Origin of the sequence: Mucilaginibacter gossypii, assembly GCF_900100945.1 — a bacterium.
Classification (GTDB): domain Bacteria; phylum Bacteroidota; class Bacteroidia; order Sphingobacteriales; family Sphingobacteriaceae; genus Mucilaginibacter; species Mucilaginibacter gossypii.
Window position 1 is genome coordinate 121808 of sequence record NZ_FNCG01000003.1, and the last position, 22785, is coordinate 144592.

Genomic DNA, 22785 nt, shown 5'->3' on the forward strand with positions numbered 1-22785 from the left:
TTTTCATGGCTATATTTCTTTCAAAAATACTTTCATTACATCCCGCAAAGCCTTCGCCGTTTGCTCATCTGTAATATCCCCATGCACATCTATTTTGCTCCTGATAAAAGGAACAAGCAAAGTTGCCCCCTCTGTTACTTTTGCCGAAAGCGCCCCAAGTGTCAGGAGCAATGCAGCATGCGCATGACTGCCAACTGATGACGCAGTAACTAAAGCTACAGGTTTATCAACCAGCGAACCTTTCGAAACTGTCCAATCTAACATATTCTTAAGCTGCCCAGGAACCCCAAACGCATACTCTGGTGTGCAGATGATAATGCCTGAAGCATCTTTCATCAAGCTTCGCAACTCTGAAACTGATTCTGGTGGATGTTCGTGGTCAAGTCCGGGATCAAATGGAGGTATCTCGGCTAATCTTTCGTATATAGTGTAATTGATATCGGCTGGAACTAATTCACCTAAAAACTTGAGAATATTATGATTGGATGAGCCAGTTCTTAAGCTACCGGAAATAGCGAGAATATTGCCTTTATAATTCATGGAAGCGGACGTTGTGGAACCAAACTTACGAAGTTTCTAAAACTTTGTAAGTTTGGATAAAGTCATAAATATGCAAAGCAAAAGCTCCCCCTTTAGGGGGCCGGGGGGTTAAACGAACGACAAGATAAACGCTGATCCTTTACCCTCGGTTGATTGTACCTGGATATTGCCTTTATGAAGCAGCATGATCTGTTTACACAGGCTCAACCCGATACCGCTGCCCGTTTTGCGGGTACTGAAGAAAGGAATAAAAATTTTATCAAGCAGTTCGGGCAGCATGCCTAAGCCGTTATCGATAACTTTTACAAAAGTTTTACCGCCCTGAATTTCGGCTGTGAGTGTGATGCGTGGTTCCTCCCGATCTTTCACCGCTTCAATGGCGTTAACCAGCAGATTGATCATTACCTGCTCAATCAAGTTAATGTCGGCTTCAATGGCAAGTGTCGGATCACGTAGAATGATCTCCAGTTCTATCTTCTTTTTCTCCAGGGTAGGCGTCATCAAGCTGTTGAGGTTTTCAAAGATATTGCGCACCATGATCTTGTTCAGATCAAGTTTGGTAATCTTATTGAGGCTGCGGTAGCTTTCGGTAAACTTAAGCAGGCCTTCGCTGCGGCGCTTGATGGTATCGATACCGAGCTCAATGTCTTCCAAATCACTATGAGGCAGGCTTTCGGCAATATCAGGGCTTTGCAGGCGGTTCTTGAGCGTATCCGCGAGAGAAGAAATAGGAGCTACGGAGTTCATGATCTCATGCGTCATTACATTAAGCAATTTCGACCACGCTTTCGACTCCGTTTCATCCAAAGCTTCGTTTACGTTTTGAAAAGCGATGAGTTTGTATAGTTTATCATCGCTGCGCATCAGGCTGGCGTTCACCAGTATTTTAACCTGTTGTTGGTTACGGGTTACAGTGATGATCTTACTATCGCCCGGCTTAAGTTTAATCAGTTCGGCATACAATGATGGCTCTCGTTTTTCGAGCGAGTGTACAGTCTTAAGATAAGGTACACCTATAATGGTTTTAAAAGCTTCATTGATCCAGCCGGTTTCGCCGGTTTCCTCTTCGTAGGATAAAATACCGGTATCAACCAGTTCAAGAATCTTTTGCAGGTAGTGATATTGTGTTTCGCGTTCGCGGCTTATTAGTTTGAATGTGGTATTGATGTCGTTAAAGCCTTTACGCAAGGGCTTAAGTTCATTGGGGGCCTTCCGTACATCAAAATGGCGGGAAAAATCACGATAATGGATCGACTCTACAAATTGATTTACTTCGTCCTGTGCTTTTTTCTGAAAACGGATCATATCCACCACCGAGTAAGCAACCAATGGCAACAAGATCACGAGATACAACAGCTGATTAAGGCTTACTATGACAAAAGCCGTGACGGTAAGTACAATCAGCAATAAAAATACACGCAGCAAAAGCCGCCACTCGTAACGGTTAAATATCATATTTGCTTAGTCTTCGGTATAGGGCGGTGCGGGTGAGGCCAAGTTCTTTGGCAGCGCGGGTAATGTTACCATTATGCTTTTCAATAACCCGTAATATAGCGTTCTTTTCAAGGGCGCTTAACGGAATATTGTCAGCATCAACCACGCTTTCTGTCGATGTTTCCAGTATTGAAAAAATCAAATCGTCGGGTCTTAAGGTATTATCATCGGCCATGATCACTGCGCGTTCAATAGTATATTGTAATTCACGCACATTGCCCGGAAAATTGTATGATTTAAGCTTGTTAATAGCTGCCGTATCAAAGTCCATTGATGGTTTAAGATATTTACTTGAGTACAATTTCGCAAAATGGCGGGCCAATATTACAATATCCTCATTACGGCGGCGCAGTGGCGGCATATTGATCTCGACAGTATTGATACGATAAATCAAATCCTTACGGAACTTGTTTTCGTTCGCCAGCTCGCTCAAAGCTACATTGGTAGCACAAATGAGCCTGATATCCACATCAACTGGTTTGTTGGTGCCCAAACGGGTTACCTGGCGGTTTTGTAAAATGGTAAGCAGCTTGGCTTGTTGCTGCAGACTGATGTTACCAATTTCATCTAAAAATAAAGTACCGCCCTGTGCCTCTTCAAAACGCCCCATACGGTCCTCTCGGGCATCGGTAAAGGCCCCTTTTTTGTGGCCGAAGAGCTCACTTTCAAACAGGGTATCTGTTAACGCGCCGACATCTACTTTAATAAAAGGTTTATCAGCACGGAGCGAGCGTTCGTGGATAGCCTTTGCCATAAGATCTTTACCGGTACCGTTCTCTCCAAGGATCAGGATATTGGCATCGGTAGGGGCTATCTTGTTAACCTTATAAAAAATATCCTGCATCACGTCCGATTCACCAAGGATAGAAGTGTCTCCCGCAGTGCTTTTTACAGGGGTTTTGGTGGTTTTTGTCCCACCTTCTTTTTTATCCAAAAGATCTTTTATAGTGTTTATCAGCTTTTCGTTGTGCCATGGCTTTACCACAAAGTCGTTTGCCCCTTCTTTAAGCGAGCGGACAGCAAGGTCAATATCACCATAAGCCGTTATCATAATAACGCAAACATCAGGCTTCCATTCTTTTACCTTGCGCAGCCAGTAAAGCCCCTCATTGCCCGTGTTAATAGCGCTGTTGAAGTTCATGTCAAGCAAAATCAGATCAACCTCGTTACGTTGCAGCAGCCAGTTCAGGTTTTCGGGGTTCTTTTCGGTGATGATTTCACGGGCTTCGGGTTTTAGCAAAAGTTTAACCGCGGTTAGTACGTCCGGATCGTCATCAACAATTAAAACGGTGGCTTTCTTAAGTATCATTTATTTTTAGTTAATAGTTCATAGATAATAGTTCGTGGTCTTCAAAACGATGACACATGATAATTTAAGTTCAAAATGAAAATAGCATCTTATTTATTGACGATGTCAATTTAATAAAAGTTATAAATTTAAATTAAATTGTATCTCTTTACCGAAGCTACCTAAATAAACTTTTAGCATCGTTGCCATCAACTATGAACTATACGCTAAAACAATTTAACTATGAACAATAAATTAAAGACTCGCTAATTATACCACATGTTACAATTTTTGTGCTAAATACCCGCATTTTATGCAGTATATCGTATAAATGCTTCACAATGAAGTGCTAACCTGTATTTGCATATAACAGGCTATTAATACGTGAAAAAACACTGTATCAATACCGTACACCTGATGTAACAGAAGCGTACGCTCAAATATGTTGTTTTGTGTTTAAGTTATTGAAAAACAGTATTTTAATTTATGGCATGTCTTTTTGTTATAACATTCAAAATATTATAGAAATACAGTGGACAGAAAAATTGAGAAAAAGACCTGGAACAGCAAAAAGATACTTACCATTGCAGGTATTACAGGCATTATTTTACTAATAGGCGGCAGTATTTATCTTACATCGGGTAAAAGCAAGCTTGATGTTGATACTGAACGCTTAACTATAAGTACTATTACTAAAGGTCCTTTCCAGGAGTTTATACCGGTTAACGGCGTGGTTATGCCGCTAACTACCATATTTCTTGATGCATCTGAAGGCGGTGTTGTTGAAGAAAAATACGTTGAAGACGGAGCTAACCTTAAAAAAGGCGACCGGATTCTGAGAATGTCGAATACCGATCTTGAGCTTACTTTAGCTAACCAGGAAACCGCGGTTTATGCCGAGCAAACCCAAATGCAGATCTCCCATAACAATGCACAGCAAAACACCATCAGCAAGCTAAATACTATGGCCGATGTGGAGAATGCATATAAAGAGGCTGAAAGGATTTATAAGTTAGACAAACATTTATATGATCAGAAAGCCATCGGCCTGCAGGAATATCAATCAGCCAAAAATACTTATGATTACCAGGTGAACCGTTACAAATTGGCTAAACAGATTCTTAGGCAGGATACAGCGTTGGTTAAGCAACAGGCTTCACAATCACAGGAACAATACGCCCACATGAAAACTACGCTTGAACTGATGCGAAAAAAAGTGGCCGGTTTAGTATTGGTGGCGCCTACCGATGGCCAGTTAACCTCAATGGATGCCGAAGTAGGTCAGAGCAAAAATAAGGGCGAGCATTTGGGGCAGATAGACGTACAATCGGGCTTTAAAGTTAGGGTTGATATTGATGAGCACTATCTGTCGCGTATTTACACAGGCCTGAAAGGTGATTTTCAGTTTGCCGATCAAACATATAATCTGGTTATAAAAAAGGTATATACCCAGGTTAAAACAACAGGTAGTTTCCAGGTGGATATGCAATTTGTTGGTAAAGTACCTACAGGGATCCGTAAAGGCCAAACACTGCAGGTGAGGTTGGCACTGAGCGATCAGATGCAGGCGGTATTGGTGCCTAAAGGCGGTTTCTTCCAGCAAACAGGCGGCAATTGGATCTTTAAGGTAAGTGAAGATGGTTCAAAAGCATACAGGGTAAACATCCAGCTTGGACGCCAGAGCCCTGATTATTTCGTGGTAACAGAAGGCTTAAATCCTGGCGATAAGGTTATTACCTCAAGTTATGAAACCTATGGTGATATTCAGGAGCTTGTGCTAAAAAAATAACGTAACCAAGCTGCAACGCCTGGCACTGTTTAAGCGTCATTATAATATATAACAGAGATAATTAATAAATTTAAATAAACAAAAAATCAAATCATATCGCCATAAAGGCGGGATGAACAACGGAGGCACCAATGATAAAAATTTCTAATCTTGAGAAATTCTACCGTACCGAAGAGGTAGAGACCATCGCATTAAACAAGCTGTCGATGGAAGTGGCTACAGGCGAGTTTGTAGCCATTATGGGCCCATCGGGCTGCGGTAAATCAACCCTGCTTAATATTTTAGGAATGCTTGATGACCCGGATGCCGGCAGCTATGTTTTTAATGAAATTGAAGTAGCGCATTTTAATGAGCGTAAACGCGCCGATCTGCGTAAACACAACATTGGCTTCGTTTTCCAGAGCTTTAACCTTATTGATGAGCTTACCGTATTTGAAAACGTTGAATTGCCATTGATCTACACCGGCGTAGCTGCTTCAGAGCGTGTTAAAAGGGTGGAAGAGGTGTTAGACAAAATGCAGATCATGCACCGTCGTAACCACTATCCGCAGCAGTTATCAGGTGGTCAGCAACAGCGTGTAGCTATTGCACGCGCAGTTGTTAATAAACCAAAACTGATCCTTGCGGATGAGCCTACCGGTAACCTGGATAGCAGCAATGGTAATGATGTGATGGAACTACTTACCGACTTAAATGAACAGGGAACTACCATTATCATGGTTACCCACTCTGAACATGACGCCCGGTACAGTCACCGTATTATACGTCTGCTTGACGGACAAACGGTTATGGAAAATATCATGGTATAGTTTGTTGAGTTCATAGTTGATAGTTTTATAGCTCGTGGTAAGAAAAGAACTTCCGGCTTAAACCTAACGACTTTTGACTTAGACCAACGCTCCCGAAATCAGTTTATAGATAAGTTAATAATTGCCTCTGCTGCTCTTCTCCCGCATTTGCGGAGAAGGGCATGTTAGAGAATTTTTGTTGTTTAGAGCTATTCCTATGTTTAAAAAACTACCTGAAAATCGCACGGCGAAACTGAGTTAACACCAAGGTTTAACGCCTTAGATATCATCGGCCTTACCGTTATTATAGCTTTTTTTATCATCAGTTGCCAGGCAGTAAAGGCTACGTTGACTAATCCGGTGAAGAGTTTACGATCTGAATAATTATCATTAAGCCATAGGTTGCGCTTCATTAGGTCATTTTGAATGGCTAATTGTGCAAGCGACAGGCAATGACTTAATGACCCAATGACTTTAACGAACTAAAGATATGTTTAAGAACTATTTAAAAATCGCATGGCGGAGTTTGATTAAAAACAAACTTTATTCGGCCATTAACATTGGAGGTTTGGGTGTAGGTATGGCAGTGAGCTTTATGTTGCTGTTATATGTTTATAATGAATTTACTTATGACGGATTTCATGAAAATAAGGATAGGCTGTATAAGGTAATGCGTAACCAGCCTTCAAATGGCGAAATAAACACAGGGGATGCCACGCCCGTACAGATTGCTGCCGCGCTGCAAAAAGACTATCCAGAGGTTGAGTATGCAGCCCGTGCAAACTGGTCATATGATCAACTGTTTAATTACAACAACAAACCGTTAAAAGTTAATACCATTGCTGCCGACGAGTCATTTCTGAATATGTTTACACTTGATTTTGTGAAGGGTAACAAAAAAGATGCTTTCAGGGATATGTCGTCAGTTATCATGTCCGAATCGGCAGTACAGGCCGTTTTTGGCGATATCGATCCTATAGGTAAAACTGTTAAGTTAAATGGTTCGCGGCTGGTAAAAGTGAGTGGTGTTTACAAAGATCTGCCCCGGAATTCTACGTTCAGGTTTAATGCACTAATTCCATGGAAACTTTATGAAGCTGATAATGGTTGGGTGAAAACATCCGGCTGGGGTAATTATTCGTTCAAAACTTATGTTATGCTTAAGCCCGGCGTTAATGTAGATAAGCTTAATCTGGAAATCAAAAACTTAATTGGTCGCTATGACGATCATAATAAAGAAAATCAGCTGTTTTTGTTTCCATTTGCTAAATGGCACCTGCACAGCGAGTTCAAAAATGGAGTGAATACAGGTGGCGCAATCGAATACGTGCGTTTATTCCTGTTTCTGGCAATAGGTATTTTGCTTATTGCCTGTATCAACTTTATGAACCTTTCTACTGCGCGGTCTGAGCGCCGCTCCCGTGAAGTTGGGATCCGTAAAGTTGTGGGTGCGCGGAGAATAGCCATTGTCCAGCAGTTTTTAGGCGAATCAATCCTCACCGCTATAATTTCGCTTGTTGTTGCACTGGTAATAATAGCATCAACGCTAGGTTATTTTAACGAAATCATACATAAGCAACTGACAATTCCTTATAACAATGCGTGGGCATGGGGTGCCGCTATATTAGTAACGCTGATAACTGGTTTATTGTCAGGTAGTTACCCGGCTTTGTTTTTATCGTCGTTTAAACCGGTAAAAGTTTTAAAGGGCGCTAACAAAACGGGTAGAAAAACGCTGCACTCAAGACAGGTATTGGTTATTGTACAATTTGTATTTGCTACGTGTCTTATACTTTCAAGTATCCTGATTTATAAACAGATCAACTACATTAAAGAACGCCCGGTAGGTTATTCACAAAACGGACTTATCGAGATCTCATTAGATGGCAATTTATATAAAGAATATGAAAACTTCAGAACGGATGTAATTAACGCGGGAGCCGCTGTTGATGCTGCAGAAACATCGGGCAGTATAGCCAGTAACGGCAGCAGCAGTTGGGGCATCAACTGGCCCGGACAGCTACCTGGCGAGGATAAAATACCTATCGACCAGATTGTTACTTCATTTCATTTTATTTCAACTTATAAGCTTGAATTGATAAAAGGGCGCGATTATATACCAGGTCGCATGGCCGACTCATTGTCGCTCATTATGAACGAATCGGCTGTTAAACTAATGCGCTTAAAAGACCCACTTGGGCAGATAGTGAAATGGCAGGGCCGTAATTGCACCGTGGTTGGTATTGTTAAAGATTTTGTTTGGGGATCGCCATATGAACCTGTGAAGCCTGCCATTATTGGTTTTGATAAAGGTTGGGCAGGTCAGCTTGGTATTCGTTTAAATCCGAATGCTCCTGTATCAAAAAGCCTTGCTACAATTGGCGACATTTACAAAAAATATAACCCCGAATATCCATTTGAATACAAGTTTGTTGACGAAAACTTCAGCGGCAAATTTGAGAATGAAAAGCTGTTGGGTACGTTGTCGAGTTCGTTTACGGTGTTGGCTATTATCATATCTTGCCTCGGCTTGTTTGGCTTAGCTTCGTTTTCGGCAGAGCAGCGTAAAAAAGAGATCAGTATCCGTAAAGTATTAGGCGCAAGCATCAGTAGTTTGTGGTTCAACCTGTCGAAAGAGTTTTTAATACTCGTGGTTATTTCATTTATTATTGGTTCGGCCCTTAGCTGGTACAACATGAGTAAATGGTTGCAGCATTATACCTACCGTACAGATATGAGCGCCTGGGTATTTATTGTCACTATAGGGATTAGTATGGTAGTTTGCCTGCTCACGGTAAGCTGGCAGGCTATCAAAGCGGCGTTGAGCAATCCGGTTAAGAGCCTAAAAAATGAATAAATCTGCATTGGGTCACTGAGTCATTAAGCATTGAATGCTGACTAATGACTTAATAATATAAAGTCTAAAGTAAAGAATAACTTTTGATTCTCTACTTTAGACTTCTGACTTAAGCAAACGTTCACATTCGCACTGTAAGTGTTCCATTACCGAACGGTTTTATATTGATTGTATTTTGTTAATTGATTGATATTTAATTAATTGTGTAATTGGTATAGGTTTTAATATTATAGTGGTATAAACCATTTGCCATGTTACGTAATTACATCAAAATAGCCTGGAGAAACCTCATCAAACACAAGGTTTTTTCGTTTATCAATATCTTCGGTTTAGCTGCGGGTATTGCTGCTTTTTGGCTCATTAGCCTTTATGTGGTTGATGAATGGAGTTACGATCGTTATAACCTTAAAGCTGACCGGATTTTTCGTGTTGTTCAACATGGTACATGGAATGGCGGTAAATTCAATCTCGCAGTTACTTCGCCGCCGTATGCCCCCGCTTTAAAAAACGACTATGCCGAAGTAGAGGACGCTATTCGCATTGATGCCGAAGGCGGTGGCAGGATCACTTATGGCGAAAAGCAGATTAACGAGGGCGCGATGTTGTTTACAGATAAAGGCTTCTTTAATCTTTTTACCCATCACTTTTTATCCGGTGATCCCAACACTGCTTTAACCAAGCCGCAAAGCATTGTACTTACTAAAATCCTTGCCGAAAAACTATTCGGTAACGCTGCGGATGCCCTGGATAAAACAATACTCATCGAAAATAACCCAAGTACAGTTACCGGTGTAATTGATGATGTACCCGCAAATTCACATTTCGGTTTCAGTGCCCTTCGCTCATTACCTGAGGGATATACCGATGGCTGGGCTAATTCGCATATCTACACTTATGTATTGCTGAAAAGTCATGATGATTTTAAAAAGGTACAGGCTGGCTCTGATGCATTTTTTAATAAATATTTGAAGGGAGCGCTTGGTGCTATGCAATACAGTATGGAACTGCAGCCACTTACATCTATCCATCTTAACTCCAATCTTGATTATGAGTTGGGCAGCAACGGTAATATCACTTACGTATACGTATTTAGTATTGTTGCATTGCTGGTATTGGCTATAGCCGTTATTAATTATGTAAACCTTACCACAGCACGTTCCTCAATCAGGATCAGGGAGATAGGGGTACGTAAAGTAATCGGCTCCAGTAAAAAACAACTGATCATCATGTTTTTTGCCGAATCTGTTTTGTTTACTTTGATTGCAGCTGTAATAGCATCTGTAATGGTGCAGTTCTTATTACCTTATTTCAATCAGCTTTCGGGAAAAAACCTTGTAGTAATGCAGTTTGGTTTAAGCAAAACCGTTGCTATATTCAGTTTATTTGCGCTTGCTACCGGTATTTTAAGCGGTTTATATCCTGCATTGTTTCTGTCTGGCTTCCGTACCATTGCTGCTATGAAGGGGCAAATGGGCAGCCAGGCTGCTACTATCATGTTCAGGAAATCATTGGTAGTATTTCAGTTTGTTATCACCATTGTTATGATAGCCGGTTCATGCATCATTTACAGGCAACTGCATTATGTAATGAACAAAGACCTTGGCTTTAATAAAGCCCAAACGCTTACTTTCCATATCAACGATAAATCTGCCCGTGCAAAAATAGCCGCTATTAAAAGTCAGCTGTTGCAAAATCCGGCTGTTGAGGCCGTAGGTATTGCAGGCAATCCTATTGGTAATAATGATATTGGTTCAAGCAATTTCAATATCGGCGCCGACGGAAAGGCCAATTCTGAATCAAAAATGGTGGAGAACCTTATAATTGATGATGACTTTATACCAACCTTGCAGGTGAAGCTGGCTAAAGGGCGCAATTTTTCATCGGAGATGAGTACCGACAGACTTGAATCCATTATTGTAAACCAAACGCTTGTTAATGAAATGGGCTGGAAGGATGCCATCGGCCGCTCTGTAAGGGTTGGAGTAGATGATAAGGGTAATGTGATCAGCCGAAAAATAATTGGAGTAGTTAAAGATTTTAACACCTATTCGTTACAGCATAAAGTTGTACCTATGATGTTGTACCTGCCCTTTACTGCCAACGACGAGGATAATATGTATATCCGAATTGGCAAAAATAATATCCCTGCTACACTCGACTATATAAGTAAAGTTTACAACCGGTTTGATATCGAAAACAAGGTTGAGTTCCATTTCCTTGATCAGAATTTCGCTAAACAATACCAATCCGAACAAAAGCAGGGCAACATCCTGCTCATATTCACCATATTGGCTATCAGTATAGCTTGCCTTGGCTTGTTTGGCCTTGTCACTTTTACTGCCGAGCAACGCGTAAAAGAAATTGGCATCAGGAAAGTTTTGGGAGCAAGTGTAACCTCTATAGTTACACTGTTGTCAAAAGATTTAATGAAGCTGGTGCTAATAGCCACGCTAATAGCATCGCCGCTGGCCTGGTATGGCATGAGCAAATGGCTACAAAGTTTCGCTTACCGGGTTGATATTAACTGGTGGATCTTCGCGGTAGCGGGTATTCTGGCTGTGATCATCGCTTTCATAACAGTAAGTGTACAATCGGTAAGGGCAGCAAATGCTAATCCAGCTAAAAGCCTTAAAAACGAATAAACCTCACCCAGCCCTCTCCAAAGGAGAGGGCTTAAAGTGTGGATTATGATATAAAATAATTAATTAAAATTCCTCCCCTTGGGGAGGTTAGGAGGGGTTTATGTTTAAAAATTACTTAAAAACAGCTTTCCGTACCCTGCGTAAAAACGTGGGGTTTACGGTTATTAATATATTGGGGCTGGCCCTTGGGCTGGCCACCTGTCTTATGATTGTGCTATACGTGGCTGATGAGTTGAGTTATGATCGGTTTAACGAGAAAGCCAGCCGTACGTATCGGGTTAATGAAGATCTTAAATTTGGCAACAATAATGTACTTTATGCCGTTGCAATGCCGCCGTTAGCTCAGGCATTAAAAACAGATCTCCCTGAAGTGGATGAAGCAACCAGGCTTAAAGCAGCGGGAGGGTTTCATGTTAAAAAAGGTAATGAAAGCATCCTTGAGTACGGTACCGTTTTTGCCGACCCATCGGTTTTTAACGTGTTTACGTTGCCCATGATCAATGGTAACCCGGCTACGGCTTTGAAGGAGCCAAATACAGTAGTAATCACCGAAACTACAGCTAAAAAATACTTTAACAGCACCAATGTTGTTGGTAAAACGCTCGCCATTGATAACAACCAATTATTGAAAATTACCGGGGTTATCAAAGATTTGCCAAAGCAATCGCATTTTCATTTTGATTTTTTTATGTCGATGGCGAGTTGGCCTGACAGCCGCTCTCCGGAATGGTTGAGGAGTGATTATAACACTTACGTGGTGTTGAAACCTGGTACAGATTACAAGTTTTTTGAGAAAAAATTGACTGCTCTTCTGAAAAAATACAGCGAAAGCCAAATGCAAACAGCGCTGCACGTAAATATTGCCGATTTTGAAAAAAGCGGCAGTTATTTCAGGCTTAACCTAACTCCGGTAACCGATATACATTTGCACTCAAACCGTACCGGTGAGTTGGGCAGCAACAGTTCGGCGCAATATGTTTATATATTTTCGGCCATCGCCATATTTATATTACTCATAGCGGGCATCAACTTTATGAACCTTTCAACAGCACGTTCAGCCAGCAGGGCAAGGGAGGTTGGTGTACGCAAGGTTTTAGGTTCCCCGCGTAAATATTTAATAGCCCAGTTTTTAACTGAATCTGTGTTGGTGACTTTGGCAGCGGCAGTTATAGCTTTTTTTACTGTGTTACTTTTATTGCCGTTGTTTAATCAGGTATCGGGCAAAGAGTTGGTTGTTGGTGCGCAAACCTTAGCCTGGTTGCTTCCTGCTTTACTATTAATTGTACTGGTTGTAGGTTTCGCTGCCGGATCGTATCCCGCTTTTTTCCTTTCGGCATTTCAGCCCATTAATGTGCTAAGCGGTAAACTGGCCGGCGGTTTTAAAGGTAGCATGCTTAGGAGTGTATTGGTGGTATTCCAGTTTTCTATTTCGATATTCCTCATCATTGGTACCATCGTTATTTATAATCAACTCAATTATATTCAAACCAAAAACCTGGGATATAATCGTAATCAGGTGCTTGTTATCAATAATGCATTTGAGTTAGGCAGTCATGCCAAAACCTTCAAAAATGAGGTGAAGCAGTTACAAGATGTGGTTAACGCAACGTTGACAGGTTATTTGCCAACAGGTAAAAACAGGGGAACGTCTATCTTTTATAAAGAGGCTGCGGGCGATCAGAAAACAGCCTTGTTTCCGCAAAGCTGGCGGGTTGATGCCGATTACATTAGCACCCTGGGCATGAAGATCTCTGCCGGGCGAGATTTTTCTACAAGTATGCCAACTGATTCTACCGGATTGGTTATCAACGAAACCGCGGCCAAATTTTTAGGCTTTAGCAATCCTGTTAATAAAACCCTGTACCGCAATATGGATGGCACCCGTGATCATGTAAAAGCTTATCACATCATAGGCGTGGTTAAGGATTTTAATTTCAATTCGCTGAGAGAAAATATCAGTCCTATGATTTTTTTAATGGACGAAGACAGTGGAAATCTGAGTATCAGGGTAAACACAACCAATTTGCCTGCGCTTATCGACCAGATAAAAACCAAGTGGCAGGGCATGACCCAAAGCCAGTTCAGCTACTCGTTTATGGATCAGGATTTTGATGCCAATTATCGCGCCGAGCAACGTACGGGCACCATATCTATCATATTTACCGTGCTGGCTATTTCTATTGCCAGCCTTGGTTTGTTTGGCTTAGCTGCGTATGCCGCCGAGCAACGTACCAAAGAAATCGGGATCCGTAAAGTACTTGGTGCAAGTGTATCCGCCATAGTGAATACCTTATCCAGAGATTTTATAAAGCTGGTATTGATCTCCATAGCCATTACAACCCCTTTAGCCTGGTATTTAATGAACAAATGGCTGCAGGATTTCGCTTACCGCATCAGTATACAATGGTGGGTGCTGGTGCTGGCAGGTGCAGGCGCCATGTTAATAGCTATTGTAACAGTAAGTTTCCAATCTATAAAAGCAGCATTGGCAAACCCGGTTAACAGCCTTAAAAATGAGTAGGCAGTAGGCCGTTTGCAGTGGCAGTTAGCAGTTACGTAACAGGAGGATACCAATGAACTAATGAACAATTGAACCAATGAACCATGTTTAGAAATTACCTTAAAACTGCATTTCGCACATTGAAAAAAAATGTGGGATTCACCGCGATTAATGTATTTGGTTTGGCCCTTGGGCTGGCCACATGTTTACTCATTATATTTTATGTGGTTGATGAGCTGAGCTATGACAAGTTCAATGTTAAGGCCGACAGGATCTATCGCGCCAATATGCAGATTAAATTTGGCGGTATCGATCAAAGCTATGCTTCGTCGCCGTCGCCGTTGGCTGCTGTATTTCAAAACGATTATCCCGAGGTTGAACGTGCCTGCCGTTTGTTGCAACGCGGCGGTTATAACGTAAAAAAAGGCAACCAAACCATTCACGAAAACAGTATGGTGTTGGCCGATTCAACGCTATTTGATGTATTTACCCTGCCTATGATAGCCGGCGATCCCAAAAAGGCGCTGGTTGAACCAAATACCGTGGTTATCACTGAAAGTACGGCCAAACGTTATTTTAACAATACGCAGGTAATGGGTAAAACCTTTACGTTTGATGAAAAGCTGCTTTATAAGGTTACCGGCGTAATAAAAGACCTGCCCAGGCAATCGCATTTTCGGTATGATTTTTTCCTGTCGATGGCATCAAATGCCGAAAGCAAAGATGCGGCATGGTTCAGCAATAATTTCAATACCTATGTGCTGCTAAAACCAGGTGTGGATGCCAAAAAGTTTGAAGCCAAGTTTCCTGCGTTAATGCACAAATATGCGGGTCCGCAATTGCAAAGTATCTTACATCTCACTTTTGATTCGTTTGAAGGTTCAGGCAACAAATACCAATTGAGCCTTATGCCATTGAAGGATATCCATCTTAAATCAAACTTGGTGTCGGAGCTTGACCATAACGGGAATATCCAGTATGTGTACATTTTTGGCGCGGTGGCGATTTTTATCTTACTGATAGCCTGTGTAAACTTCATGAACCTTTCAACCGCCCGTTCTGCAAACCGGGCCCGGGAGGTAGGGGTACGCAAGGTACTTGGTTCAAGGCGTCAGTCGCTCATTGCCCAGTTCCTTTCAGAGTCTATCATGGTAACGTTTATCGCTACGGTGATAGCCATGCTGACGGCCTATTTTCTGTTGCCGGTATTCAATAATATTGCGAGTAAAACCATGGAGCTTAATATGGGTTCATTGATTTGGCTGATTCCCGCTTTGCTGGTTATGGTTTTGGCGATCGGCTTCCTGGCTGGTTCGTATCCTGCATTTTTTCTTTCCGCATTTCAGCCAATTGATGTTTTAAAAGGAAAGCTTTCCTCTGGCTTTAAGGGTGGCATGTTAAGGAGTTCATTGGTGGTGTTCCAGTTTTTTATATCGATAGTGCTCATCATTGGTACGCTGGTGATCTATAATCAGCTTAAATATATTCAGAATAAAGACCTTGGTTATAACCGCAGCCAGGTATTGGTGATTCATGGCGTGTATGACCTTGGCGACAAGAGCAAGGTGTTAAGAGATGAGGTAAAGCAATTGCCCGGCGTAATGGGGGTAACCATGACAGGCTTTTTGCCAACTTCTGATTACCGGAACAGCAGCAGTGTTTTCCAGGAACGCGGGCTCGACCCCAAAAAAGCAGTGCTTGCACAAACCTGGGTAGTTGACGACAACTACTTGCCAACTCTGGGTATCAAATTGACCAAAGGGCGTAATTTCTCAAGCCAGATGCCAACCGATTCGGCAGCTATGATTGTTAACGAAACTGCTGCCAAACTCATGGGCGTACGCGATCCGCTTAATAAGCCTATGTATTTGCCTATGGATAATATGGCCAAAACTTTTAAAGAATACCATATAGTAGGTGTTATTAAGGATTTTAATTTCGCTTCGCTACGTAATAATGTAAGCCCGGTGATATTGATGTATGGGCAGGATACCGGCGCCTTGAGTGTAAAAGTAAATACCGCTAATATCACCACACTTATGGCCATGATCAGCGACAAATGGAAATCTATAAAACCGGGTAAGGAGTTTGAATATTCGTTTATGGATGACGATTTTGATTCATCGTACCGTGCGGAACAGCGGATGGGCACCATATTCATCATATTTACAAGTTTAACAATTGTGATAGCCTGTTTAGGTTTGTTTGGCCTTGCGGCATATGCTGCCGAACAGCGCACTAAGGAGATAGGCATCCGTAAAGTACTTGGCGCTAATGTAGGCGCTATAGTAGGTATGCTGTCAAAAGATTTTATCAAACTGGTAATGATAGCAATAGTAATAGCCATTCCGGTTGCCTGGGTCACCATGCAGCAATGGTTGCAGGGCTTTGCCTACCGGCAAAACATACAATGGTGGGTGGTAGTATTGGCTGCTGTTTTGGCCGTGTTGATCGCTTTTGTAACCATCAGCTTTCAATCAATCAAGGCGGCACTGGCCAACCCGGTTAGGAGTTTGAAAAATGAATAAAATTAGTTGGCAGATAGCAGCAGGTTACAGTAGCAGATACAGTCCAGCAGGCAGATAAAAGTAAGCGATAAGTACCAATGAACTAATGAACAAGTGAACTAATGATACGAAACTATTTAAAAACAGCGTGGCGGAACCTTTATCGTAATAAAGCATTTTCGCTGATCCATATCCTGGGGTTAACCATGGGGATAACCGTTTGCCTGATGATATTCTTGTATATCATGAATGAGTTTAGTGTGGATAATTTTCATAAGCAGGGCAAAAACATTTACAGGGTGATGCGTGGTTTTGATAAAGCGAAAGCACCTACCTCATACTTGTCAGGACCTTATGCGCCTGCTATGCTGAATGATTTTCCGCAGGATGTAAAAATGGCTGTACGCGTTTCGCCGCAAAATAATTTGATCTCTTTTGGTGAAAAATCATTCAACGAGAAGAAAGTTTATGCAGTTGATTCCAATTTTTTCAGCCTGTTTACCTTCCCGTTGCTTAGGGGGGATGCGGCTTCGGCACTGAATAATCCGGGTAGCGTAGTACTCACTGAAACCACAGCAAAAAAATATTTTGGCAGCGTTGAAAATGCGATGGGTAAAGTGGTGAAGATGGATAAACGTTTGCAGTTAAAAGTAACGGGTGTTGCAAAAGACGTACCTTCAAACTCTCACCTTGATTTTGATTTAGTAGTACCGATTGCCAACTATACCCGCGATCCCGGTTTTAATGTTTGGATTAACAATGGCTTGTTTGTTTACCTGCTGCTGAATGAACATAGTAGCCCAGCTGCATTGGAAAGCCATTTTCCGCAGTTTATGGAAAAGTACATGGGCGAAGATATGAAGCGCTTCGGTACTAAATTTAACCTAAGCCTGAGACCCTTCAAAGATATTTATTTTGAAAATGCGTCATCGTTTGATAACGTAAAGCATGGCGATAAAACCGTGGTATTTATCTTTATTTCGATAGCTGTGCTCATCATGATCATTGCCTGTATCAATTTTATGAATCTGGCCACCATCCGTGCGGTTGAACGCTCAAGAGAGGTTGGCATGCGCAAGGTTTTAGGCGCATTACGGAACCATTTGGTATGGCAGTTTATTGGCGAGTCGTTGTTGCTGGCGCTTATTTCTTGTATGCTTTCCATTGGGTTATTGTTACTATTAATGCCTGCATACAACAGTCTGCTGGGTTATCAGCTTACCGTTTCCTGGAACAGTGCACCGATTTACCTTTTCCTTCTGGGTGTTATCTTATTTGTGGGTTTCCTTGCTGGGAGTTATCCAGCGATATTTATGTCGGCCTTTTCGCCTATCGAAGCTTTGAAGGGCAAGCTGAAGCTTGGGAAGGGTGGTGCATTCTTTAGGCAATCACTAGTGGTGTTCCAGTTCAGTATTTCGGTATTGCTCATTATTGGCACTATCGTGATCGTTAACCAGATGCGGTATGTGAAAAACAAATCATTAGGTTATGACAAAGAGCAAACGGTTATTGTGAAGATTGATAATAATGACATCTATGATCACAGGCAAACATTTAAACACCAGCTGCAAAATTCGGACTATGTGAAGTCGGTATCCCTGATGTCGGGCGAGCCGGGCGGCTTTTTCGATATGCAGGGTTTTGAGGTTGAAGGTCAGCATCAAACATTTAAATCACGAACTGAATATGCCGATTTTGAATATGTAAAAACATTTGGGCTTAAGATTATTGCCGGCAGGGATTTCTCACCACAGTTTGCTACTGATACCACTAACTCGGTACTGATTAACCGTACAGCTGCAAAGGATCTCGGCTTTACCCCGCAGCAAGCTATCGGCAAATGGGTTAAGAATACTGTGCGGGACAACAACCGCCGTATTATCATCGGTGTGGTGGAGGATTTTAACTTCCTTTCGCTCAAAGAAAATATGGATGCCCTCATTATATCGCCAAGTGAAGACAGGCGTGTAGCTGTCATCAAACTGAAACCCGGAAATATCCAGGCTGGTTTAACAGCTATCAAAAATACTTATGCCGAGGTGGCGCCCGTTTATCCGTTTGAGTACAGTTTCCTTGATCAGCAGTTTGATACTACCTATCGCAACGATATCAGGCAGCAGACCATGTTAAGTATATTTTCAGGGTTGGCAATCTTTATAGCCTGTTTGGGCTTGTTCGGTTTAGCCTCATTTACCGCGGCGAAACGTACTAAGGAGATCGGGGTCCGTAAAGTATTGGGTTCATCGGTACAAAATATCCTTATCCTGATATCAAAAGATCTGCTGAAACCGGTGTTATTAGCTACAGTGATTGCTATCCCGCTGGGTTATTACAGCATGGATAAATGGCTGCAAAGTTTCGCTTACAAAACACCTTTGCATTGGTGGATCTTTGCTTTGGCGGCTTTGCTTACATTTGTTATAGCAGTGGCTACCATTAGCTTTCAATCGTTAAAGGCGGCACTTGCAAATCCTATCCGGAGTTTGAGAAGCGAATGAGATCAGTTTGCAGATAGCAGTGTCAATTTGCAGTAGCAGTTGAAGAAATAGAATATACCCTGAGCCCGTGTCCCCACGGGCTTTTTTATGATGTTCTGAATTATTAGGTAGCCTGAATTTATTTTCAGCACCATGCAACGTATTTGCTAAACTCCTGGTCTTATTATATATAAACCAAAGATCATTATTATGAAAAAGTATTTACTTGTGTTATTTGTTGCCTGTTCAGGTAGCGCTTTTGCACAAAATAATCAGAAAACACCATACCTCACCAAATCATTATCAGGACAGGCCGTGAAAAATGTATTTGTTAATACTTCGGGAGGCAGTATTACCGTTAGTGGCGCATCGGGCGAAGAACCGAGAGTTGAGGTTTTTATACAAGGTAATAATGGTAATAATGACCTTCCTAAAGAAGAGATCAAAAAGCGTCTTGACGAAAATTATGACCTGAGCATTGATGTTAACGGCGGGGAGCTGCATGCCAAAGCTAAAAGCAAGCACGATGGCAACTGGGATTGGAAGAAATCATTAAGTATTTCGTTCCGTGTGTATGTACCCGGTAGTGTGGAAACTAATCTAAATACCAGCGGAGGCAGTATTCACCTTGATAACCTAACAGGTACACAACAGTTTGAAACCAGTGGTGGCAGCTTGCACCTGGATAAAATTACCGGCACTATCAAAGGCCGTACATCAGGCGGCAGTATCCACGTGAGCGATTCAAAAGAAGACATTGACCTACAAACATCAGGTGGCAGTATTGAAGCCCGCAATTGTATGGGCCATATCAGGCTGGAAACATCTGGCGGTTCGTTGCATCTCGATGGTTTAAAGGGAGATATCAAAGCTACCACCAGCGGCGGCAGTATCAGCGGCAATAAAATTGATGGCGATTTCATTACAGGCACATCAGGCGGCAGTATTAACCTTACTGATCTTTCTTGCAGCCTTGATGCATCCACAAGTGCCGGCAGCTTTCATGCGCAATTTGTAAGCGTTGGTAAATCTGTTAAAATTGATGTAAGCTCGGGCCATATCGATCTGCAGTTACCATCAAAACAAGGCCTTAACCTCGATTTGCGCGCCAACAAAATAGAAAGTAACCTTGCAGATAACTTCTCTGGTAACAAGGATAAAGAAAGGGTAGAAGGCAAACTTAACGGCGGCGGATCCCTCGTTGAAGTACGTGGCAATGGGCGAGTTAATCTTACCGTCAATTAATATCAGTGTAAGGAATATTACAAAGGCCTGTTGCTCAAATAGTGACAGGCCTTTTGTGTTGCCTGGGGTGTATCATAACCGAACACATGGTGTTACGTCTTCGTACAGTTTTTATATGAAATAAATCGTAATTAATTGATATTTAGATATTTGATTTATTGGTATGGCTTTTAAACCTATATTAAGGTTAATCGTACGCTCATGTTCAAAAACTACATCAAAACCGCCTGGCGAAACTTAAGGCGGAACAAAATATTCTCCTTTATTAATGTGTTTGGCCTTTCTGTGGGCTTAGCTTGCTGTATGCTTATTTGTGCTTATGTATATAGTGAATTAAATTATGATCAATATCCGGCTCAAGCCAAACAAATGTACCGCGTTGGTTTACGCTCCATTGAAAATAACGGTGTGAGCGAATACCCGATGGTTGATATAGCGGTAGGACAGGGAATTAAAAATATGTTTCCCGAGGTGCTTGAAACCACAAGACTTACCGGTCGTGGTCCGGTTTTTATAAAATATAATGACAGGCAATTTAAAGAAGAGCATGTACAAATGATAGATGCCAATTTCCTGCAGCTCTTTTCGATACCTTTGATTGATGGTGATGATAAAGCCTGTTTTACAGAGCCTAACAGTATGGTGGTTACCAGGGCCATGGCTAACAAATATTTTGGTAATCAGGAAGCCGTTGGTAAATCAGTTGCCATTGATGGTAAACCTTACAAGGTAACAGGTGTAATTGACAAAGTACCTGATGATTCGCACTTTCATGGTGATGCGTTTTTGAACCTGGCACCCTTTGTTGAAAATGCAAAGCAAACATGGAGCAATATTGGCTTTTTTACCTACGTTGTTTTGGATAAAAACGCCAATCCTAAAAAGCTGGAAGCTTCTTTTCCCGAAATGGTAAGGAAATTTGTTGTACCCGAAATTGCACATGATATGGGTACCAGCGTAGTCGCAGCAAGCAAATCGGTTAACACCTTCCTGTTTTACCTGCAGCCATTAAGCGACATTCACCTGCACTCGGCAACCAAATATGAACTTGAGCCCAATGGCGATATTCACTATGTATATATATTCGGCGCATTAGCTGTTTTTATATTGATATTGGCCTGCATCAATTTTACTAACCTATCAACGGCAAGTTCGGCCAAACGCTCAAAAGAAGTGGGGATCCGTAAGGTGCTTGGCTCTGAAAAAAGCGGACTGGTTTCCCAGTTCCTCACCGAATCGGTTATGCTAACCTTTGGGGCTTTATTATTGGCATTAGGTATTGTATATCTGCTGTTACCGCTGTTCAATAATTTGGCAGGAAAACATATCGAACTTAGGTTTTTCCTGAGCCCTATGGCTTTGCTTATCGAACTGTTTACAGCTTTTGGGGTTGGAATTCTTGCAGGTATTTATCCGGCATTCTTCTTGTCCTCGTTCCAGATCATCGCTGTGTTAAAAGGCAACAGCGCTACCACAGCAGAAGGAAAAGGGATTTTACGCAGCGGATTAATCATTTTCCAGTTTGCGGTATCTACAGCACTTATTATATCAACTTTTGTAGTGTACCAGCAATTACACTATATGCAGAACAAAAAGTTGGGTTATGATAAAGACCAGGTATTGGTAATTAATGATGCCTATACCTTAGGCCATAATGTAGATGCTTTCAAAAATCAACTTCTGCGCAACCCGCAGGTGTTGAATGCTACTATATCCAGCAGTGTGCCAGGTATGTTAGCCGGTGTTGATGGTACCCAAATTGCTGCTAAAGAATTTGATGACAAGGGTGGTCAGGCCGAGATCCATACCAATATTTACCATGTGGATGAAAGTTATGTGCCTACTTTAGGTTTACAGGTTATCAACGGGCGCAATTTTTATCAATCCTTCCCCGCCGATTCGATGTCGGTTGTGGTTAACGAAGCTTTAGTAAAAGGTTTGGGATGGGGTAATACTAATCCGATAGGTAAAACTATAGTACGTTCAGCCCGTACCCAATACAAAGTTGTAGGTGTGGTTAAAGATTTTCACTATGCTTCGGCCAGGCAAAAAATAGCGCCATTGATGCTGTTATCGGGGCATAGTACAGGGACATTAATTTTAAAGGTTAAAACTGCCGATGTAAAATCGGTTATTGCCGGCATCAAAACCGAATGGGATAGTTTCAGGCCGGAAGCGCCTTTCAGCTACTCGTTTCTTGACGAACAATACGCTTCGCTTTATGCTTCCGAGCAGCAAACAGGTAAAATATTCACCGTGTTTTCATGCATCGCCCTCATTATAGCAAGTCTGGGCTTGTTCGGTTTAGCCGCGTTTATGATCAGGTTAAGGGTTAAAGAAATTGGCATCCGCAAGGTATTAGGCGCATCAACCAGTAGTATTACAGTGATGTTATCAAAGGAGTTTTTGAGATTGATTGTCATAGCGTCCGTCATATCGTTCCCGGTAACATGGTTTGCCATGAACAAGTGGCTGCAGGATTTTGCGTATCGCATCAGCATCCAATGGTGGGTATTTTTATTGGCAGGAACTATAGCGCTGGTAGTCGCCGCCATAACTATAAGCTTTCAATCGGTTAAAGCGGCTTTGGCTAACCCGGTTAAAAGTTTACGCTCTGAATAAAGCGTGTCATTGGGTTATTTGCTTCGCGTCATTAGG

13 protein-coding genes are annotated in these 22785 nt (G+C 41.8%); 9 read left to right on the top strand and 4 right to left on the bottom strand.

The genetic code is table 11. The annotated features are described in order from the left end of the window. Positions 1-9 precede the first annotated feature (9 nt). From BLS28_RS06760 to BLS28_RS06770, 3 genes are all read right to left on the bottom strand, one after another. Complete coding sequence (locus BLS28_RS06760; protein WP_091163807.1) at positions 10-540, bottom strand: NADPH-dependent FMN reductase; 531 nt, start codon at positions 538-540, stop codon at positions 10-12. A gap of 108 nt (positions 541-648) precedes the next feature. Beyond that, positions 649-1995 (bottom strand): sensor histidine kinase, encoded by a 1347-nt coding sequence (locus BLS28_RS06765; protein WP_091163809.1) that lies wholly within the window; start codon positions 1993-1995, stop codon positions 649-651. Next, positions 1985-3343 (bottom strand): sigma-54-dependent transcriptional regulator, encoded by a 1359-nt coding sequence (locus BLS28_RS06770; protein ID WP_091163811.1) that lies wholly within the window; start codon positions 3341-3343, stop codon positions 1985-1987. The genes BLS28_RS06765 and BLS28_RS06770 overlap by 11 nt, the downstream gene beginning before the upstream one ends. A 511-nt stretch (positions 3344-3854) precedes the next feature. Between BLS28_RS06770 and BLS28_RS06775 the strand changes: the two genes are divergently transcribed. Together BLS28_RS06775 and BLS28_RS06780 are read left to right on the top strand one after the other, a co-directional pair. Continuing rightward, positions 3855-5111 carry an efflux RND transporter periplasmic adaptor subunit gene (locus BLS28_RS06775; RefSeq protein WP_091163814.1) on the top strand — a complete coding sequence of 419 codons (1257 nt, stop codon included), beginning with the start codon at positions 3855-3857 and terminating at the stop codon, positions 5109-5111. 131 nt (positions 5112-5242) lie between these two features. Next, a complete protein-coding gene (locus tag BLS28_RS06780; protein WP_090525339.1) occupies positions 5243-5920 on the top strand; it encodes an ABC transporter ATP-binding protein in 678 nt (225 codons plus the stop codon). A gap of 200 nt (positions 5921-6120) precedes the next feature. On the opposite strand, the gene BLS28_RS06785 is transcribed toward BLS28_RS06780, so the two are convergent. Continuing rightward, complete coding sequence (locus BLS28_RS06785; protein ID WP_091163817.1) at positions 6121-6312, bottom strand: hypothetical protein; 192 nt, start codon at positions 6310-6312, stop codon at positions 6121-6123. A 77-nt stretch (positions 6313-6389) separates the two neighbouring features. Between BLS28_RS06785 and BLS28_RS06790 the strand changes: the two genes are divergently transcribed. The 7 genes from BLS28_RS06790 (at position 6390) to BLS28_RS06820 (ending at position 22749) form a co-directional block, all read left to right on the top strand. Continuing rightward, positions 6390-8756: an ABC transporter permease gene (locus BLS28_RS06790; RefSeq protein WP_091163818.1), complete on the top strand. Its 2367-nt coding sequence runs from the start codon at positions 6390-6392 to the stop codon at positions 8754-8756. A 251-nt stretch (positions 8757-9007) separates the two neighbouring features. Next, positions 9008-11398, top strand: a complete 2391-nt coding sequence (locus BLS28_RS06795) for an ABC transporter permease (RefSeq protein ID WP_091163819.1) — start codon at positions 9008-9010, stop codon at positions 11396-11398. A gap of 100 nt (positions 11399-11498) precedes the next feature. Then, positions 11499-13919, top strand: coding sequence for an ABC transporter permease (locus tag BLS28_RS06800; protein WP_091163822.1), 2421 nt, complete (start codon positions 11499-11501; stop codon positions 13917-13919). Between the two features lie 119 nt (positions 13920-14038). After that, entirely contained in the window at positions 14039-16426 is a 2388-nt protein-coding gene (locus BLS28_RS06805; RefSeq protein ID WP_218134373.1) for an ABC transporter permease, read from the top strand. A gap of 101 nt (positions 16427-16527) precedes the next feature. Then, positions 16528-18903 (top strand): ABC transporter permease, encoded by a 2376-nt coding sequence (locus tag BLS28_RS06810; RefSeq protein ID WP_091163828.1) that lies wholly within the window; start codon positions 16528-16530, stop codon positions 18901-18903. Positions 18904-19092: 189 nt separating this feature from the next. Continuing rightward, a complete protein-coding gene (locus tag BLS28_RS06815; protein WP_091163830.1) occupies positions 19093-20127 on the top strand; it encodes a DUF4097 family beta strand repeat-containing protein in 1035 nt (344 codons plus the stop codon). Positions 20128-20328: 201 nt separating this feature from the next. Continuing rightward, positions 20329-22749 (top strand): ABC transporter permease, encoded by a 2421-nt coding sequence (locus BLS28_RS06820; RefSeq protein WP_091163832.1) that lies wholly within the window; start codon positions 20329-20331, stop codon positions 22747-22749. Positions 22750-22785 lie beyond the last annotated feature (36 nt).

Bases quoted from the DNA above. Each gene is read 5' to 3' on its own strand.
- BLS28_RS06820 (WP_091163832.1), top strand. From the start codon at position 20,329: ATGTTCAAAAACTACATCAAAACCGCCTGGCGAAACTTAAGGCGGAAC.
- BLS28_RS06800 (WP_091163822.1), top strand. From the start codon at position 11,499: ATGTTTAAAAATTACTTAAAAACAGCTTTCCGTACCCTGCGTAAAAAC.
- BLS28_RS06765 (WP_091163809.1), bottom strand. From the start codon at position 1,995: ATGATATTTAACCGTTACGAGTGGCGGCTTTTGCTGCGTGTATTTTTA.
- BLS28_RS06795 (WP_091163819.1), top strand. From the start codon at position 9,008: ATGTTACGTAATTACATCAAAATAGCCTGGAGAAACCTCATCAAACAC.
- BLS28_RS06780 (WP_090525339.1), top strand. From the start codon at position 5,243: ATGATAAAAATTTCTAATCTTGAGAAATTCTACCGTACCGAAGAGGTA.
- BLS28_RS06785 (WP_091163817.1), bottom strand. From the start codon at position 6,312: ATGAAGCGCAACCTATGGCTTAATGATAATTATTCAGATCGTAAACTC.
- BLS28_RS06815 (WP_091163830.1), top strand. From the start codon at position 19,093: ATGAAAAAGTATTTACTTGTGTTATTTGTTGCCTGTTCAGGTAGCGCT.
- BLS28_RS06810 (WP_091163828.1), top strand. From the start codon at position 16,528: ATGATACGAAACTATTTAAAAACAGCGTGGCGGAACCTTTATCGTAAT.
- BLS28_RS06760 (WP_091163807.1), bottom strand. From the start codon at position 540: ATGAATTATAAAGGCAATATTCTCGCTATTTCCGGTAGCTTAAGAACT.
- BLS28_RS06790 (WP_091163818.1), top strand. From the start codon at position 6,390: ATGTTTAAGAACTATTTAAAAATCGCATGGCGGAGTTTGATTAAAAAC.
- BLS28_RS06770 (WP_091163811.1), bottom strand. From the start codon at position 3,343: ATGATACTTAAGAAAGCCACCGTTTTAATTGTTGATGACGATCCGGAC.